Raw genomic sequence first — 13,868 nt, 5'->3', positions numbered from 1 at the left:
AAACATTTCTTCAAAACCGGTGACAGGCTCCGGTTTTTTGGAAACATTTCTCAAAACCGGTGACAGGCTCCGGTTTTCTGGAAACATGTCTTGGCCTCCACGAGCTGGTGGGTGCACGAAAATATTCCAGATTAATAGGTGCCTGTCACCGGTTTTGGCGTTGGATGTTGCCTGAAAAACAGGGTCCGTCCCCATTTTTCGGGCAACTTTTCAGACGATGTCGTCGAGTGCCTGGGCCAGGTGGTCGACGTTGCCCCAGTGCGTGAGCGCGAGCTTGCCGTCGGCGCAGGTGAAGCGGTTGATGCTGGCGTTGCGGACCTGGAAGTCGCGCGGGCTGTCGAGCGACATGCCGCGGGCCGCGCGGTAGGCGCATTCCAGCACGCCGCCATGGGCGACGATGGCGATCTTCCGGCCGGGATACTGCGCGGCCCAGCGCCCGATGGCGGCGATGCAGCGCTCGTAGAAATGCCGGAAGCTTTCCGCATGGCGTTCGCCGTGCGGCATGATGGAATCCACGTGCCGTCCCTGCCATGCGGCGAAGTGGTCCGGGTAGCGCTCTTCGATCTCTGTATACAGCAGGCCTTCGAACACGCCATAGCCGCGCTCGCGCAGTTCGCGGTCCGTGTGGAACGGCACGTGATGATATTCAGCGACCGCCTCGGCGGTGTGCATCGCGCGCTGCAGGTCCGAAGCCACGATGGCCGCCAGCGGTTCGGCGGCCAATGCCCGCGCCAGCGCGGCAGCCTGGCGGCGGCCCGCGTCGTTCAGGCCGATGTCCAGGTGCCCCTGCAGGCGGCGCACGGCATTCCATGCCGTCTCGCCATGACGGATCAGCAGCAGTTCGGTCGTCATGCGCGCTGGACGCTTTTCAAGGTGTACGTGCCGATGATCTGCGCCTCGTCGAGGATATGGCCGTGCAGCGCCGCGAGCGCCTGCTGGGCCGTGAAATCGCCGTCGACGGGCAGTTGCGGCACGTCGATCGCGTAAAGCCGGAAAATGTAATGGTGCACGCGCTCGTCGTTCCACGGCGGGCACGGGCCGTCGTAGCCGAAGTAGCGCCCGTTCATGTCCGGATCGCCGGCGAACCAGCCGGTGTAGTCGTTCAGGCCGTGGCGCAGGTGCGTGCCGCCGTTGGCAATGATGGGGCCCTGCTTGCCGCGCGGCGTGACGCCGGCCGAGTGCGACCCGGCGGGCAGGCTGGACAGCGATGGCGGAATGTCCACCAGTACCCAGTGATAGAAGTCGCCGCGCGGCAACTCCAGCGGCAGCGTCCGGCCTTCCTGGTTGACGTCCGTGCCGACCGTCGGCGCGTCGCCGTCGATGCACAACAGCACCAGCGAGGTAGTGCCGGGCGGAATATCGTCCCAGGCCAGGTGCGGGTTGCGGTTGCCCGCCAGGCGCACGCGGGTTTCCGGATCGGGCTCGGCGAACGCGTATTCGGCGGGAATCGCGGCGCCATTCTTGAATGAATCGCTCCACAGCTTCATGAGTTTGTCCTTTGGGTTCGTTATTATTTACTTGGACCTGTCTGGAGCCAAAAGGTTACCGGACCATCGTTGGTCAACGTCACTTTCATGTCGGCACCGAACCGCCCGGTCTCGACGATCGCATGGCGCAAGCCGGCCTGGCGCACGAAATGGTCGAACAGGCGTTTGCCGTCTTCCGGCGCGGCGGCCGGCGAGAACGAAGGCCGGGTGCCGGAACGGGTGTCCGCGGCCAGCGTGAACTGGGGCACCAGCAGCAGGCCGCCGGCCACGTCGGCGACGCTGCGGTTCATCTTGCCGGCGTCGTCGGCGAAGACCCGATAGCCCAGCAGCTTGGCCAGCAGCGCGTCCGCGTCCTTCTCGGTATCGCCCTTCTCGGCGCAGACCAGCACCATCAGCCCCGCATCGATGGCACCGACCACGGCGCCGTCGACGACGACCTGCGCCGCCGTCACCCGTTGCAGCAGGGCGATCATGCCGACAGGACGATGCGGGCGAACTTGCGCTTGCCGACCTGCAGCACGAACGTGCCGGCTTCGGCCTTCAGCGCCTTGTCGCTGATGACGGTACCGTCGATGCGCACGCCGCCCTGGTCGATCATGCGCATCGCCTCGGAGGTCGATGCACACAGTCCGGTTTGCTTGAGCAGTTGCGCCACGCCCAGCGGCGCGCCGCCGACGGCGATTTCGGCGATGTCGTCCGGAATGCCGCCCTTCGAGCGGTTGACGAAGTCGGCCAGCGCATCCTCGGCCGCCTGGCGCGAGTGGAAGCGCTCGACGATTTCCTGGGCGATCGCCACTTTCGCATCGCGCGGGTTGGCGCCGCCTTCGATGGCTTTCTTCAGCGCCGCGACGTCGTCGAGCGAGCGCCACGACAGCAGCTCGTAGTAGCGCCACATCATCGTGTCCGAAATGCTCATCACTTTGGCGAACATCGTATTGGCCGGCTCGGTGATGCCGATGTAGTTGTTTTTCGACTTCGACATCTTGTCGACGCCGTCGAGGCCTTCCAGCAGCGGCATCGTCAGGATGCACTGCGGCTCCTGGCCCCAGTCCTTCTGCAGTTCGCGGCCGACCAACAGGTTGAACTTCTGGTCGGTGCCGCCCAGTTCCAGGTCGCTCTTCAGCGCCACCGAATCGTAGCCCTGCATCAGCGGGTACAGGAACTCATGGACCGAGATCGGTGTCCCATTCTTGAAGCGCTTGGCGAAATCGTCGCGTTCCATCATGCGCGCCACCGTGTAGCGCGAAGCCAGCTGGATCATGCCGCGCGCGCCGAGCTGGTCGCACCATTCGGAGTTGTAGCGGATTTCCGTCTTCGCGGGATCGAGCACCAGCGAAGCCTGCTTGAAGTAGGTCTGGGCGTTCAGTTCGATCTGCTCGCGGGTCAGCGGCGGACGCGTGGCATTGCGGCCCGAAGGGTCGCCGATCATCGACGTGAAGTCGCCGATCAGGAAGATCACCTGGTGGCCCAGGTTCTGCAGCTGGCGCATCTTGTTCAGCACCACGGTGTGGCCCAGGTGCAGGTCGGGTGCCGTCGGGTCCAGGCCCAGCTTGATGCGCAGCGGCACGCCGCTCGCTTCGGAACGCGCAAGTTTCTGAGCGAACTCGCTTTCGATCAGCAATTCGTCCACGCCCCTCTTGGCAATGGCGAGTGCTTCTAGTACGGTGTCACTAAGAGGCAATGGCGGATTGGAAGCGGAAGTAGCGGAAGCCGCGGTCGAAACTGGAACTGAAGCTGGTCCTGAAGCTGGTCCTGATGCTGAAGCTGAAGCGCCTGGCGCCGGGGAATTTGTATCCATGTATCCGAAAATTTTCTCAATATGTTGGCGTTGCGCAGGAGTTTGTTATAATGCCCGATCCCGTCAATCTTGCCCAACGAAAACTAAATAAATCAACAAGTTAGAACAAAAAAGCAAAAATTCAACAGTTCAAGCGGCAAATTTTAACTGATTGCATGAACCCTATACATAAGTTCACAAGCTCGCGCTTGTACCATCTGCTAGGTTCGACCCGCAAGGCCCGCATCGTCAGCGCGTCCGCAGTGGCCCTCGCCTTGTGCGCCTTCGGCGCCGCCGGCGTGGCTCCGCTTGCTCCGGATGCCGGCGACATGCCGGTGACCACAGTCACGCAAGATCTCGCCTCTCCGAACCTGTCTTCCCAGATCAACGCACTCGAAGCCCAGGACGGCACGGAAAAGTACATGCGCGAAGAGCGCATCCGTGCCGGCGACACGCTGGCTACGCTGCTGCATCGCCTGGGTGTCGACGACACCGCTGCCGAGACCTTCATCAAGAAGGACAAGACCGCCAAGGCCATCATGCAGCTGCGCAGCGGCAAGCGCGTACTGGCGCAAACGGATGACAACGGCCAGCTGCTGTGGCTGCGCGCCAGCGTCGTCGACGGCCAGGACGTGCCGGTCAAGAACATCGCTGTCAAGCGCAAGGGCGAAAGCTTCGTGGCGGAAGAGTCGCCCGTGAAGCTGGAACGCCGCGTGGAAATGCATGCGCGTGAAATCAAGACCACGCTGTTCGCGGCCACCGATTCCGATGCGGACGGTGCGCGCCTGCCCGATGCCGTCGTGCGCCAGATCGTGGAAATGTTCTCGAACAATATCGACTTCCGCTCCGACGTGAAGCGGGGCGACCGCTTCAACGTGGTCTACGAAACGTTCTGGCAGGATGGCGAATTCGTCAAGGCTGGCCGTATCCTGGCCGGCGAGTTCACCACCCGCGGCGTGACGCATCAATCCGTCTGGTATGAAGATCCGGTCAGCAAGCAGGGTGGCGGTTACTACAGCCTGGACGGCAAGGCGCTGAAAAAAGGCTTCCTGAAGTCGCCCCTGGAGTTCTCCCGTATCTCGTCCGGTTTCTCGATGCGCGTACACCCGATCTCGGGCAACTGGAAAGCGCACAAGGGGATCGATTTCGCTGCGCCGACCGGCACCCCGATCCGCGCCGCGGGTGATGGCGTCGTCGACTTCGCGGGCACCCAGGGCGGCTACGGCAATGTCGTGGTGCTGAAGCACTGGAACAATTACACCACCGCGTATGCACACATGAGCCGCTTTGCCTCGGGCTTGAAGAAGGGCCAGAAAATCCGCCAGGGCGAACTGATCGGCTATGTGGGTTCGACCGGCTGGTCGACCGGCGCGCACCTGCACTACGAGTTCCGCGTGGGTGGCCAGTCGAAGGATCCGACCAAGCTCGGCTCCATCACGCAGGCACCGTTGACCGCCGCCGAGATGGCGCGCTTCAAGATGGTGTCCAGCGAAATCGCCCACCGTTTCGCACTGCTGCGCCCGCAAGGCGCTGCGTCGACCGATACGCTGGCGCAGAAGTAAATCACACCCTAGTCCGGTAGAAAGACGGCGCCCCGAGGGGCGCCGTTTTTCCTTCCTCCCTCACTGTGAAACCAGTGTACGCCGCGGCCGTGGCCCCGACCGTTAGCTGGCTAACACTGGACCACATCGGGCACAATGGCGCAATCTTCCCCCCTGCGCGCTTTCGCGTTACACGATGAGCTTGTTCATAGGATTAATGTCGGGCACCAGCCTCGACGGTGTCGACGGCGTGCTGGTCGACTTCTGGGCCGGCGCGGCCCGCACGATGGCGGCCCACCACGTGCCCTACCCGCCCGCGCTGCTGGCCGAACTGCGTACCTTGCAGGCGGCCAGCGACAATGAAGTGGAACGCGAAGCGCTGGCCGGCAACGGCATTGCGCGCGTGTACGCGGAATGCGCCGCGGCGTTGCTGGAACAGTCCGGCATGCAGGCGGCCGACGTGCGCGCGATCGGCGCGCATGGCCAGACGATCCGCCATCGCCCGGAGCTGGGATTCACGCGGCAGACGATCAATGGCGCCCTGCTTGCCGAGCTGACCGGCATCGATGCGATCGTGGACTTCCGTTCGCGCGACGTGGCGGCCGGCGGCCAGGGAGCACCGCTGGTGCCGGCGGCACACCATGCGCTGTTCGGCGAGCCTGGCAGGACGCGGGTGCTGGCCAATATCGGCGGCATCGGCAACATCTCCATCCTGCAGGCGAGCGGGCACGTGACGGGTTTCGATACCGGTCCCGGCAACGTGCTGATCGACGAATGGACCCGCCTCCACCTTGGCAAGCCGTACGATGCGGACGGCGCCTGGGCGGCCACCGGCCAGGAGTTGCCGCACCTGCTGGCCGTGCTGCTGTCGGAGCCTTATCTTGCGTTGCCGCCGCCGAAAAGCACGGGCCGCGACCTGTTCCACCTGGACTGGCTGCGCGCGCGCCTGGCCGGCTTTTCCGGCGCCGCGCCGGCCGACGTGGCCGCGACGCTGACGCGCTTCACCGCGGCATCGCTGGCACGCGGCATCCACGCCCATGCCCCGGAGACCGATGCGCTGTACGTCTGCGGCGGCGGCGCATTCAACGGTACGCTGCTGCGCATGCTGGCGGAAGAACTGGGCGAGCGCGTAAAGGTGCAGACAACGGCGGTACTGGGCGCCGATCCGTCCCACGTCGAGGCTTTGTGCTGGGCCTGGCTCGCATGGCGCTTCGATGAGCGCAAGACGGGCAACCTGCCCTCGGTCACCGGCGCGCGCGGCGAACGCGTGCTGGGTGCCCTGTATCCGCGCTGAGCGCTACTTCGCCTGCGCGAGGTGATGGGCCACCAGCGCGTTCGCATGCCCATGGCCGAGCCCGTGCTCCTTCTTCAGCCAAGTCACCAGTTCCATGTGCTTGCGGCCGCTGCCCTGCTCGCCCAGCAGGGCGAACCAGTGGGCCACCGGATGGCCGTACCGCTGTTCGATCGACGGGAAATAGGACGCGGGACCCTTGGGTTGGTCGGACATAGGTGCTCTCCTTGGTAGTGGGTTTCATGGCGACGACGTGTGGAAAATGGGGACGTACCCCATTTTTCAGGAAACATTGCCTCCAAAATGGCTTACTCCTGCGTACGACGTTCGAGCGGCACTATGATCGACAATGTTCTCATAGTAAAAACTAATCGCACCGGTGAGAACAATCAATTTTGAAATTTGAACGAGAATCGTTATCATCTTTCTCAACAGTTATCCAATGCAGAGGCAGCCATGATCGTCGCAGCAAAAAAACTCAGCCAGGTCACCACCCACATGGCCATCGCCTTCACGCTGATGTACGTGATGACGGGATCGGTGGCGTTCGGCGGCCTCGCGGCGATTCTCGAGCCGGTCATCAACGTGGCGTTCCTGCCGATCCACGAAGGCTTCTGGCGCCGCATCAGGGCGCGCTCCGCATACAACGCGACCGCCCTGCTGGCTGCCGAGAAGCTGAGCCAGACGCTGTTCCACATGGCGGTTGCCTTCGGCGTAATGTACTGGGCCACCGGCTCGGCGGCCTTCGGCGGCGTGGCCGCCGTGCTGGAGCCGATCCTGAACGTGATCGCGCTGCCGTACCACGACCGGCTGTGGGACCGCCTGGAAGAGCGCCTGGCCGCGAATGCACGCCTTGCCGCGGCTGCCTGATCCGGAAAGGATCCGCCTTCCCCGGAAGGGTCTCCCCCTGGAAAAGCTCCTGTCATCGGGCGCCTTTCCCGATCCCGGAACGAAAAAAGGCGGTCAGCTCGCGCTGACCGCCTTTTTGTCCAGGCTGAAAAGGCTTAGACCGAGAACGAGGAACCGCAGCCGCAGGTCGACTGGGCGTTCGGGTTCTTGATCACGAACTGGGCACCTTCCAGGTCATCCTTGTAGTCGATCTCGGCGCCGATGAGGTACTGGTAGCTCATCGAGTCGATCAGCAACTGCACGCCGTTCTTGACCATCGTGGTGTCGTCTTCGTTGACGATTTCATCGAACGTGAAACCGTACTGGAAACCGGAACAGCCGCCACCCTGCACGAACACGCGCAGTTTCAGGTCGGGATTGCCTTCTTCCTCGATCAGCTGGGCCACTTTATCGGCGGCGCTGTCGGAAAAGACGATCGGTGCCGGGATTACTTCTTGCGCTTCGGCTACTGCATTCATTGGAAACTCCCACTAAAAATCGTTCCGGTCATTATAGACCTTTGCGCGAAGCCCTGCTCCGGCCCGCCCCATTTCTCTAGAGATATGAGGCGTGGATACACCACTTCAATGGCAAAAGGTCACGGCAGCAGCGCGATCGTGTCCAGGCCCAGGCTTTCTTCCAGGCCGAACATCAGGTTCATGCACTGCACGGCCTGGCCGGAGGCGCCTTTTACCAGGTTGTCCTGCACCACCAGCACGATCACGGTATTGCCATTGTCCGGACGGTGCACGGCCAGGCGCAGCATGTTCGAGCCCTTGGTGGTGCGGGTTTCCGGGTGCGAGCCGAACGGCATCACATCGATGAATTTCTCGCCGGCATAGGCGTCCTCGAACAGCTTTTGCAGTTCCTCGTTGCTGATGTCCGTGGTCAGCTTGCCGTACAGCGTGGAATGCATGCCGCGGATCATCGGCACCAGGTGCGGCGTGAAGACCAGCGATACCTTGTCGCCCGTCAGGCGCTGCAGCTGGGCGGTGGTTTCCGGCGTGTGGCGGTGGCCGGCCACGCCGTAGGCCTTGAAGTTGTCGCTCGACTCGGAAAACAGGATGCCGATCTCGGCCTTGCGGCCGGCACCGGACACGCCGGACTTGCAGTCGGCGATCAGGTTGCCCGCATCGATCACGCCGGCCTTCAGCAGCGGCGCGAAGCCGATCTGCATCGTGTTCGGGTAGCAGCCGGGATTGGCGATCAGGCTGGCGCCCTTGATCTCTTCACGGTTCAGCTCGACGAGCCCGTACACGGCCTGCTCCAGCAGTTCCGGCGCGGTGTGGTCGATCTTGTAGGTTTTCTCGAACACGGCGCGGTCCTTGATACGGAAATCCGCGGCCAGGTCGATCACCTTGACGCCCTTGGCCAGCAGTTCCGGCGCCTGCGCCATCGCCACGCCATGCGGCGTGGCAAAGAACACGACGTCGCATTGCGTCAGGTCCACCTTGTCCGGCGCGGAAAACGCCAGGTTCACGCGGCCGCGCAGCGACGGATACATGTCGGCCACGGGCAGACCATCTTCCTTGCGCGACGTGATTGCCGTCAGCTGCACTTCGGGATGGACTGCCAACAATCGCAGCAGTTCCACGCCGGTGTAGCCGGTGCCGCCGACGATGCCAACTTTGATCATGTTCTTGTTCCTTGCAAAAGATGAATGAGTGAGAGCGAATTTTATCAGCCTACGGTGACAGGCGTCTTACCCCTGCCGAAATGCAAAAAAGCCGCTGGAGACCAGCGGCTTTTCGATCCAGCCCGGAAAACCGGGCTGCGGCAGGACAGGAAACGCGAATCGGAAACCGATTAACGCTTCGAGAACTGCTTTGCGCGACGTGCTTTACGCAGGCCGACTTTCTTACGCTCGACTTCACGGGCGTCACGGGTAACGAAGCCGGCACGTGCCAGATCGCCCTTGAGACCTGCGTCGTAGTCGATCAGCGCGCGGGTGATGCCGTGGCGCACTGCACCTGCCTGGCCGGACTCGCCGCCGCCATGCACGTTGACCTTGATGTCGAAACGCTCGACGTTGCCGGTCAGTTCCAGCGGCTGACGGATCACCATCAGGCCGGTTTCGCGGGAGAAGTACTCGGAAGCAGGCTTGCCGTTCACGATGATCTGGCCGGTGCCGACCTTGATGAACACGCGAGCCACTGCACTCTTGCGACGGCCGGTGCCGTAGTTGTAGTTACCGATCATGTCAGTTCCTTAGAATTCGAGTGCTTTGGGTTGCTGGGCAGCGTGCGGGTGCGAACCTTCCGCGTACACTTTCAGCTTCTTGATCATTGCGTAGCCCAGCGGGCCCTTCGGCAGCATGCCCTTGACGGCTTTTTCCAGGGCGCGGCCCGGGAAGCGCTGTTGCATTTTCAGGAAGTTCGTTTCGTAGATACCGCCCGGGTAGCCGGAGTGACGGTAGTACGTCTTCTCGGTGGCCTTGGTGCCGGTCACGCGCAGTTTGCCTGCGTTGATGACGACGATGAAGTCGCCGGTGTCGACGTGAGGGGTAAATTCTGGCTTGTGCTTGCCGCGCAGTCGGCGTGCCACTTCGCTGGCAACACGGCCGAGGACTTTGTCCGTCGCGTCAATCACGAACCAGTCGCGCTGGACTTCATGGCCCTTAGCGGAAAAAGTTTTCATGTTTGACTTCCTAATGAAGAAATAAATATATAAACGCTCAAAACGGTGGTTCCGCCCTGGGTGTACTCACCTGTTGCAACGGACGCAGCCTTCTTATGACTTTTCCTGAGCGAACGGAAAGCTGGCGATTATAGCGTGTTGCGCACAGCCGGGTCAAGCCGCCCGGCGGCGTGTTTTACCGGCGCCGGTCCGGCCTGCCCTCACTGCAGTGCTCGATTTCCGGCCGGTTGCCGGCTCAGCCGCGCCGCAGTTGCCCATCCGGCAATTCCCGCGCTAGTATTGCCCACCGATATCATCGAGAGGGCTTGCAGTGCGATCGACCATTGTCTCCACCCTGCTGCTGGCCACGCAGCTGGTCCTGCCGGCGGCACATGCGGCACCCGCGCCGCAGGCCGGCCGCACCTGCCACCTGCCGGGCATCGAAGAGGCGCTGCGCTGCATCAGCGTGCCGGTGCCGCTCGACTACGCCAAGTCCGGCAGGACGCTCGCGATCCACGCCACGGTGGCCCCGGCCTTTCGCGAAGCGGCGCGCAGCGATCCGCTGTTCGTGCTGGCCGGCGGTCCTGGCCAGGCCGGCAGCGATATCCTGCCGCTCGTGCACGCCGCATTCCGCCGCGTGCGCGCCACCCGCGACATCGTGCTGATCGACCAGCGGGGCACCGGCCTGTCGGGCAAGCTCGATTGCAAATCGCCGCCCGAGATCGACACGATGACGGAAGAACAGCTCGACGCGGACGCCCGGCGCTGCATCGAATCGCTGGGCGCTTCCTACGGCAGCTATACAACGGATGCGGCGGCGCGGGACATCGAACGCGTGCGGCTGGCGCTGGGCTACGGCCAGGTCAACCTGTGGGGTGGCTCGTACGGTACCCGCCTTGCGCAGCACTACACGCGGCTGTTCCCGGCGAACGTGCGGGCCCTGGTGCTCGACGGCGTGGCCGCGCCGGACCAGGTGATTCCCGCCGGCGGCCGCGATGCCCAGGCCGCGCTCGAGACCACGTTCCGCCAGTGCGAAAAGGAAGCGGCCTGCGCACGCGCCTTCCCGGCGCTGCGCACCGAATTCGCCGCGCTGGCGGCGCAGCTGGCCAAGGCACCCGCCAGGATCGAGATGGCCGATCCGCGCACGGCCGCGCTGCGCCCCGTTACCATCAGCCTGCGCCGCTTCACCGCCACCGTGCACCGCATCCTGTATTCGCAGGCGGATGCGCACACGCTGCCGTTCCTGATCCACAGCGCCCATGGCGGCCGCTGGGAGCCGTTCATCGCCCAGAGCAACCGCGACAGCGATTTTTCCACCGACGGCGCAATGGCCGGCCCGCTGTACCTCGCCGTGGTCTGCGCCGAGGATGTCCCGCGCCTGACGCCGCAGCTGGTGGCCGAGGACACGCCCGGCTCCTTCCTTGGCGCGGCAGTGTCCACGCAACTGGCCACGCTGTGCCCGGCCGTGAACGTCAAGCGGGTCGCTTATGCGGCGCCGGCACGCATCGATGCGCCGGCACTGCTGCTGTCCGGCGCTCTGGATCCGGTGACGCCGCCGCGCCGCGCCGAAGCGGCGGCGAAGCTGATGAAAGCGGCCCAGCACCTGGTGGTGAAGAACGGCGGTCACATCGTTTCGCCGCTGGGCTGCGCACCGCGGCTGATGCGCGAATTCCTGGACGCACCACACCAGCGCGTGGAAGCGCGCTGCCTGGACGAGATTCCCGCCCCCACGTTCCAGCTGAACAGCGCCGGCCCGCAACCCTGAACGGATCAATGGCAGACCAACGATGATAGAAGTCCACGATGTAACGAAACACTTCGGCAAGGTGCAGGCGCTGGCCGGCGCCAGCTTCACGGCGCGCGACGGCCAGGTCACCGCCCTGCTGGGCCCGAATGGGGCGGGCAAGACCACGCTGCTGCGCCTGCTGGTCGGCCTGCTGGGGCGCGACCGCGGCACCATCCTGATCGACGGTATCGACCCTGGCATCGATCCGCTGGCCGCGCGCCGCAGTATCGGCTTCCTGACGGACCAGTTCGGGCTGTACGAAAGAATGTCGACCCGCGAGTACCTGCGCTACTTCGGCGAACTGAACGGCATGGAGCGCCGCGCCATCGACACCCGGATCGACGAGGTGACGGCGCTGCTGGCCATGGACGATATCGTGGAGCGCCGTTCAAAGGGCTTTTCGCAGGGCCAGCGCATCAAGGTGGCACTGGCGCGTACGCTGCTGCACCGCCCGCGCAACCTGCTGCTCGACGAGCCGAGCCGCGGGCTGGACGTGATGAGCACCCGAGCGCTGCGCCGCGCGCTGGCCGCGCTGCGGGCCGACGGCTGCTGCGTGATCATGGCCACGCACGTGATGCAGGAAGTAACGAATTCGTGCGACGACGTGATCGTCATCGCGCGCGGCGCCACGGTGGCGCAGGGCACGCCGCAATCGCTGTGCGAGCGCACCGGTATCGCCAGCCTGGAGGACGCGTTCGTCAAGCTGGTCGGCACCGATGAAGGGATTTCCGCATGAGGCCCGTATTGAAGCCCGTATTGAAGCCCAGCCTCAAGCCCGGCTTGAATCCCCGCGTGAAGCCGCTCTTTTTCGTCGTCTTCATGAAGGAGTTGCGCGACACGCTGCGCGACCGCCGCGCGCTGTCGCTGCTGCTGCTGTTCGTGCTGATGTATCCGGTCATGGTGGGCGGCATCCTGTCCCAGCAGATCAGCCGCGCCACCGCACCGCAGAAGGAAGGCATCGAACTGACCGTGATCGGCGCGCAGCGGGCGCCCACGCTGATGACGCAGTTGAAGCAGAAGAACATCAACGTGACGGAAGGCGGGCCGATGACGGACGAGCAGATCACCGGCCTGCTGCGCACGAAGGCGGTGGCCGCCGTGCTGCGCCTGTCCGACACCTACGGCAGCGACTATCGCGACATGCGCCCGGCGCGGATCGAACTGTGGTTCGACTCGGCCAGCGCCAACTACCGTCAGATGGGCGAAATCGAAGGCGTATTGCGCAGCTATGGCAACACGATCGCCGGTGCGCGCCTGCTGGCGCATGGCGTATCGCCGGCCACGCTGTTCCCGGTGCAGGTGCAGCGCTACGACACGGGCAGCAGCGCGTCGCGCTCGGCCTCGATGATCGGCACGATGCTGGGCATGTTCTTCATCCCCGCGTTCTTCTTTGCGCTGAGCCCTGCCGTCGACAGCACCGCCGGCGAACGCGAGCGCCGCTCGATGGAAGTGCTGCTGGCGCAGCCGGCGCGCACGATCGACCTCGTCGCCGGCAAGTGGCTGGCCGCGTCGGCCGTGGCGCTGGCCGGGCTGGTGCTGGAACTGGGCATCGCCCATGGCATCCTGAAATGGCTGCCGCTCGAGGAAATCGGCATGTCATGGCGGCTGTCATGGGGCGACCTGGCGCTGGTGTGCGTGGTGTCGCTGTCGTTGCCGCTGTTCGCCGCCGCGATGGAAATCGCGCTGGCGATCAATGCGAAAACGTTCAAGGAAGCGCAGACCACGGCCAGCTTCGCCATGCTCGTGCCGATGATCCCGGTGATCGTGGTGCCGATGATGGACCTGGCGACGCAAACGTGGATGTACCTGGTGCCGCTGCTGGCGCACCAGACCCTGCTGAGCGAACTGGCCAAGGGCCAGGCCGTGGGCCCGCTGCCGTTCCTGCTGACGTTCGGCAGCAGCCTGCTGCTCGCGCTGCTGTGCGTCGGCTTCACCACGTGGCGGATGAAGAGCGAGCGCTACTTGATGGGCGTCTGAAAGAGCGTCTGTGGAGCGGCAGCGCCGGCAGCCCGCGCCGCCCTGCTTTACAATGGCGCGATCATTAATCGGAGATCGAAATGGAAGTCAAAGTCAGCTGGAACGGCCCGTCGGGCATGAGTTTTCGCGCGCAGACGGGATCGGGCCACATGGTCGTGATGGATGGCGCGCCGGAGGGCGGCGGCCATAACCTGGCGCCGCGGCCGATGGAAATGGTATTGCTGGGCACCGGCGGCTGCACGGCCTACGACGTGGTCCTGATCCTGAAGCGCGGCCGCGCCGACGTGCGGGGCTGCGACGTGACGCTGCAGGCCGAACGTGCCGATACCGACCCGAAGGTCTTCACGAAGATTAACTTTCACTTCGTCGTCACCGGCAAGGACCTGAAGCCGGAAGCCGTGGAACGGGCCGTCAACCTGTCGCACGACAAGTACTGCTCGGCCAGCATCATGCTGGCGAAGACGGCCGAGATCACGCACTCGTTCGAGATCGTCGAAGCGTAAGC

General features: G+C 64.2%; 16 protein-coding genes. 7 read left to right on the top strand and 9 right to left on the bottom strand.

Features of this window, described 5'->3' with window-relative positions:
* Positions 1–210: 210 nt before the first annotated feature.
* From FHS02_RS26890 to tyrS, 4 genes are read right to left on the bottom strand one after another with little or no spacing between them, the layout of a single operon-like run.
* Complete coding sequence (locus tag FHS02_RS26890; RefSeq protein ID WP_137316115.1) at positions 211–852, bottom strand: histidine phosphatase family protein; 642 nt, start codon at positions 850–852, stop codon at positions 211–213.
* On the bottom strand, positions 849–1,487 hold the full coding sequence (locus tag FHS02_RS26885) for a YbhB/YbcL family Raf kinase inhibitor-like protein (RefSeq protein ID WP_137316114.1): 639 nt from the start codon (positions 1,485–1,487) through the stop codon (positions 849–851). The genes FHS02_RS26890 and FHS02_RS26885 overlap by 4 nt, the downstream gene beginning before the upstream one ends.
* Before the next feature lie 23 nt (positions 1,488–1,510).
* Positions 1,511–1,960 carry a D-aminoacyl-tRNA deacylase gene (gene dtd, locus FHS02_RS26880; RefSeq protein WP_137316113.1) on the bottom strand — a complete coding sequence of 150 codons (450 nt, stop codon included), beginning with the start codon at positions 1,958–1,960 and terminating at the stop codon, positions 1,511–1,513.
* On the bottom strand, positions 1,957–3,117 hold the full coding sequence (gene tyrS, locus FHS02_RS26875) for a tyrosine--tRNA ligase (RefSeq protein ID WP_371861433.1): 1,161 nt from the start codon (positions 3,115–3,117) through the stop codon (positions 1,957–1,959). Before tyrS ends, dtd begins: the two co-directional genes overlap by 4 nt.
* Before the next feature lie 323 nt (positions 3,118–3,440).
* Here tyrS and FHS02_RS26870 point away from each other — a divergent pair, with 323 nt between their 5' ends.
* Together FHS02_RS26870 and FHS02_RS26865 are read left to right on the top strand one after the other, a co-directional pair.
* Positions 3,441–4,826, top strand: coding sequence for a M23 family metallopeptidase (locus FHS02_RS26870; RefSeq protein WP_137316111.1), 1,386 nt, complete (start codon positions 3,441–3,443; stop codon positions 4,824–4,826).
* A gap of 175 nt (positions 4,827–5,001) precedes the next feature.
* The gene (locus tag FHS02_RS26865; protein ID WP_137316110.1) at positions 5,002–6,099 is read left to right on the top strand and encodes an anhydro-N-acetylmuramic acid kinase; all 1,098 of its coding nucleotides are present in this window, start codon (positions 5,002–5,004) and stop codon (positions 6,097–6,099) included.
* Positions 6,100–6,102: 3 nt separating this feature from the next.
* Here the strand turns inward: FHS02_RS26865 and FHS02_RS26860 are convergent, their stop codons facing one another.
* On the bottom strand, positions 6,103–6,312 hold the full coding sequence (locus FHS02_RS26860) for a DUF4287 domain-containing protein (protein ID WP_137316109.1): 210 nt from the start codon (positions 6,310–6,312) through the stop codon (positions 6,103–6,105).
* A 240-nt stretch (positions 6,313–6,552) separates the two neighbouring features.
* On the opposite strand from FHS02_RS26860, the gene FHS02_RS26855 reads away from it, so the two are divergent.
* Complete coding sequence (locus FHS02_RS26855; RefSeq protein ID WP_137316108.1) at positions 6,553–6,966, top strand: DUF2061 domain-containing protein; 414 nt, start codon at positions 6,553–6,555, stop codon at positions 6,964–6,966.
* 134 nt (positions 6,967–7,100) lie between these two features.
* Here the strand turns inward: FHS02_RS26855 and erpA are convergent, their stop codons facing one another.
* From erpA to rplM, 4 genes are all read right to left on the bottom strand, one after another.
* Positions 7,101–7,463, bottom strand: a complete 363-nt coding sequence (erpA, locus tag FHS02_RS26850; RefSeq protein ID WP_137316107.1) for an iron-sulfur cluster insertion protein ErpA — start codon at positions 7,461–7,463, stop codon at positions 7,101–7,103.
* Positions 7,464–7,582: 119 nt separating this feature from the next.
* Positions 7,583–8,620, bottom strand: a complete 1,038-nt coding sequence (gene argC / locus FHS02_RS26845) for an N-acetyl-gamma-glutamyl-phosphate reductase (RefSeq protein WP_137316106.1) — start codon at positions 8,618–8,620, stop codon at positions 7,583–7,585.
* A 170-nt stretch (positions 8,621–8,790) separates the two neighbouring features.
* Positions 8,791–9,183, bottom strand: a complete 393-nt coding sequence (rpsI, locus tag FHS02_RS26840) for a 30S ribosomal protein S9 (RefSeq protein WP_107140763.1) — start codon at positions 9,181–9,183, stop codon at positions 8,791–8,793.
* Positions 9,184–9,192: 9 nt separating this feature from the next.
* Complete coding sequence (gene rplM / locus FHS02_RS26835; protein ID WP_107140762.1) at positions 9,193–9,621, bottom strand: 50S ribosomal protein L13; 429 nt, start codon at positions 9,619–9,621, stop codon at positions 9,193–9,195.
* 310 nt (positions 9,622–9,931) lie between these two features.
* Here rplM and FHS02_RS26830 point away from each other — a divergent pair, with 310 nt between their 5' ends.
* The 4 genes from FHS02_RS26830 to FHS02_RS26815 all read left to right on the top strand — a co-directional run bounded on the left by FHS02_RS26830 (position 9,932) and on the right by FHS02_RS26815 (position 13,866).
* Complete coding sequence (locus FHS02_RS26830) at positions 9,932–11,365, top strand: alpha/beta fold hydrolase (protein ID WP_137316105.1); 1,434 nt, start codon at positions 9,932–9,934, stop codon at positions 11,363–11,365.
* Positions 11,366–11,387: 22 nt separating this feature from the next.
* The gene (locus FHS02_RS26825) at positions 11,388–12,122 is read left to right on the top strand and encodes an ABC transporter ATP-binding protein (RefSeq protein ID WP_137316104.1); all 735 of its coding nucleotides are present in this window, start codon (positions 11,388–11,390) and stop codon (positions 12,120–12,122) included.
* Complete coding sequence (locus tag FHS02_RS26820) at positions 12,119–13,363, top strand: ABC transporter permease (protein ID WP_221403958.1); 1,245 nt, start codon at positions 12,119–12,121, stop codon at positions 13,361–13,363. The genes FHS02_RS26825 and FHS02_RS26820 overlap by 4 nt, the downstream gene beginning before the upstream one ends.
* An 80-nt stretch (positions 13,364–13,443) precedes the next feature.
* Positions 13,444–13,866: an OsmC family protein gene (locus FHS02_RS26815; RefSeq protein ID WP_137316102.1), complete on the top strand. Its 423-nt coding sequence runs from the start codon at positions 13,444–13,446 to the stop codon at positions 13,864–13,866.
* Positions 13,867–13,868 lie beyond the last annotated feature (2 nt).

The sequence above is a fragment of the Pseudoduganella umbonata genome, from assembly GCF_014192225.1.
In the GTDB taxonomy this organism is placed as follows: domain Bacteria; phylum Pseudomonadota; class Gammaproteobacteria; order Burkholderiales; family Burkholderiaceae_D; genus Rugamonas; species Rugamonas umbonata.
The sequence above is the reverse complement of the archived record's forward strand: the minus strand, read 5'-3'. Positions and strand labels throughout refer to the sequence as shown.

Bases quoted from the DNA above. Each gene is read 5' to 3' on its own strand.
- dtd (WP_137316113.1), bottom strand. From the start codon at position 1,960: ATGATCGCCCTGCTGCAACGGGTGACGGCGGCGCAGGTCGTCGTCGAC.
- erpA (WP_137316107.1), bottom strand. From the start codon at position 7,463: ATGAATGCAGTAGCCGAAGCGCAAGAAGTAATCCCGGCACCGATCGTC.
- FHS02_RS26815 (WP_137316102.1), top strand. From the start codon at position 13,444: ATGGAAGTCAAAGTCAGCTGGAACGGCCCGTCGGGCATGAGTTTTCGC.
- FHS02_RS26860 (WP_137316109.1), bottom strand. From the start codon at position 6,312: ATGTCCGACCAACCCAAGGGTCCCGCGTCCTATTTCCCGTCGATCGAA.
- FHS02_RS26865 (WP_137316110.1), top strand. From the start codon at position 5,002: ATGAGCTTGTTCATAGGATTAATGTCGGGCACCAGCCTCGACGGTGTC.
- FHS02_RS26820 (WP_221403958.1), top strand. From the start codon at position 12,119: ATGAGGCCCGTATTGAAGCCCGTATTGAAGCCCAGCCTCAAGCCCGGC.
- rpsI (WP_107140763.1), bottom strand. From the start codon at position 9,183: ATGATCGGTAACTACAACTACGGCACCGGCCGTCGCAAGAGTGCAGTG.
- argC (WP_137316106.1), bottom strand. From the start codon at position 8,620: ATGATCAAAGTTGGCATCGTCGGCGGCACCGGCTACACCGGCGTGGAA.
- FHS02_RS26890 (WP_137316115.1), bottom strand. From the start codon at position 852: ATGACGACCGAACTGCTGCTGATCCGTCATGGCGAGACGGCATGGAAT.
- FHS02_RS26855 (WP_137316108.1), top strand. From the start codon at position 6,553: ATGATCGTCGCAGCAAAAAAACTCAGCCAGGTCACCACCCACATGGCC.
- rplM (WP_107140762.1), bottom strand. From the start codon at position 9,621: ATGAAAACTTTTTCCGCTAAGGGCCATGAAGTCCAGCGCGACTGGTTC.
- FHS02_RS26825 (WP_137316104.1), top strand. From the start codon at position 11,388: ATGATAGAAGTCCACGATGTAACGAAACACTTCGGCAAGGTGCAGGCG.
- FHS02_RS26870 (WP_137316111.1), top strand. From the start codon at position 3,441: ATGAACCCTATACATAAGTTCACAAGCTCGCGCTTGTACCATCTGCTA.
- FHS02_RS26885 (WP_137316114.1), bottom strand. From the start codon at position 1,487: ATGAAGCTGTGGAGCGATTCATTCAAGAATGGCGCCGCGATTCCCGCC.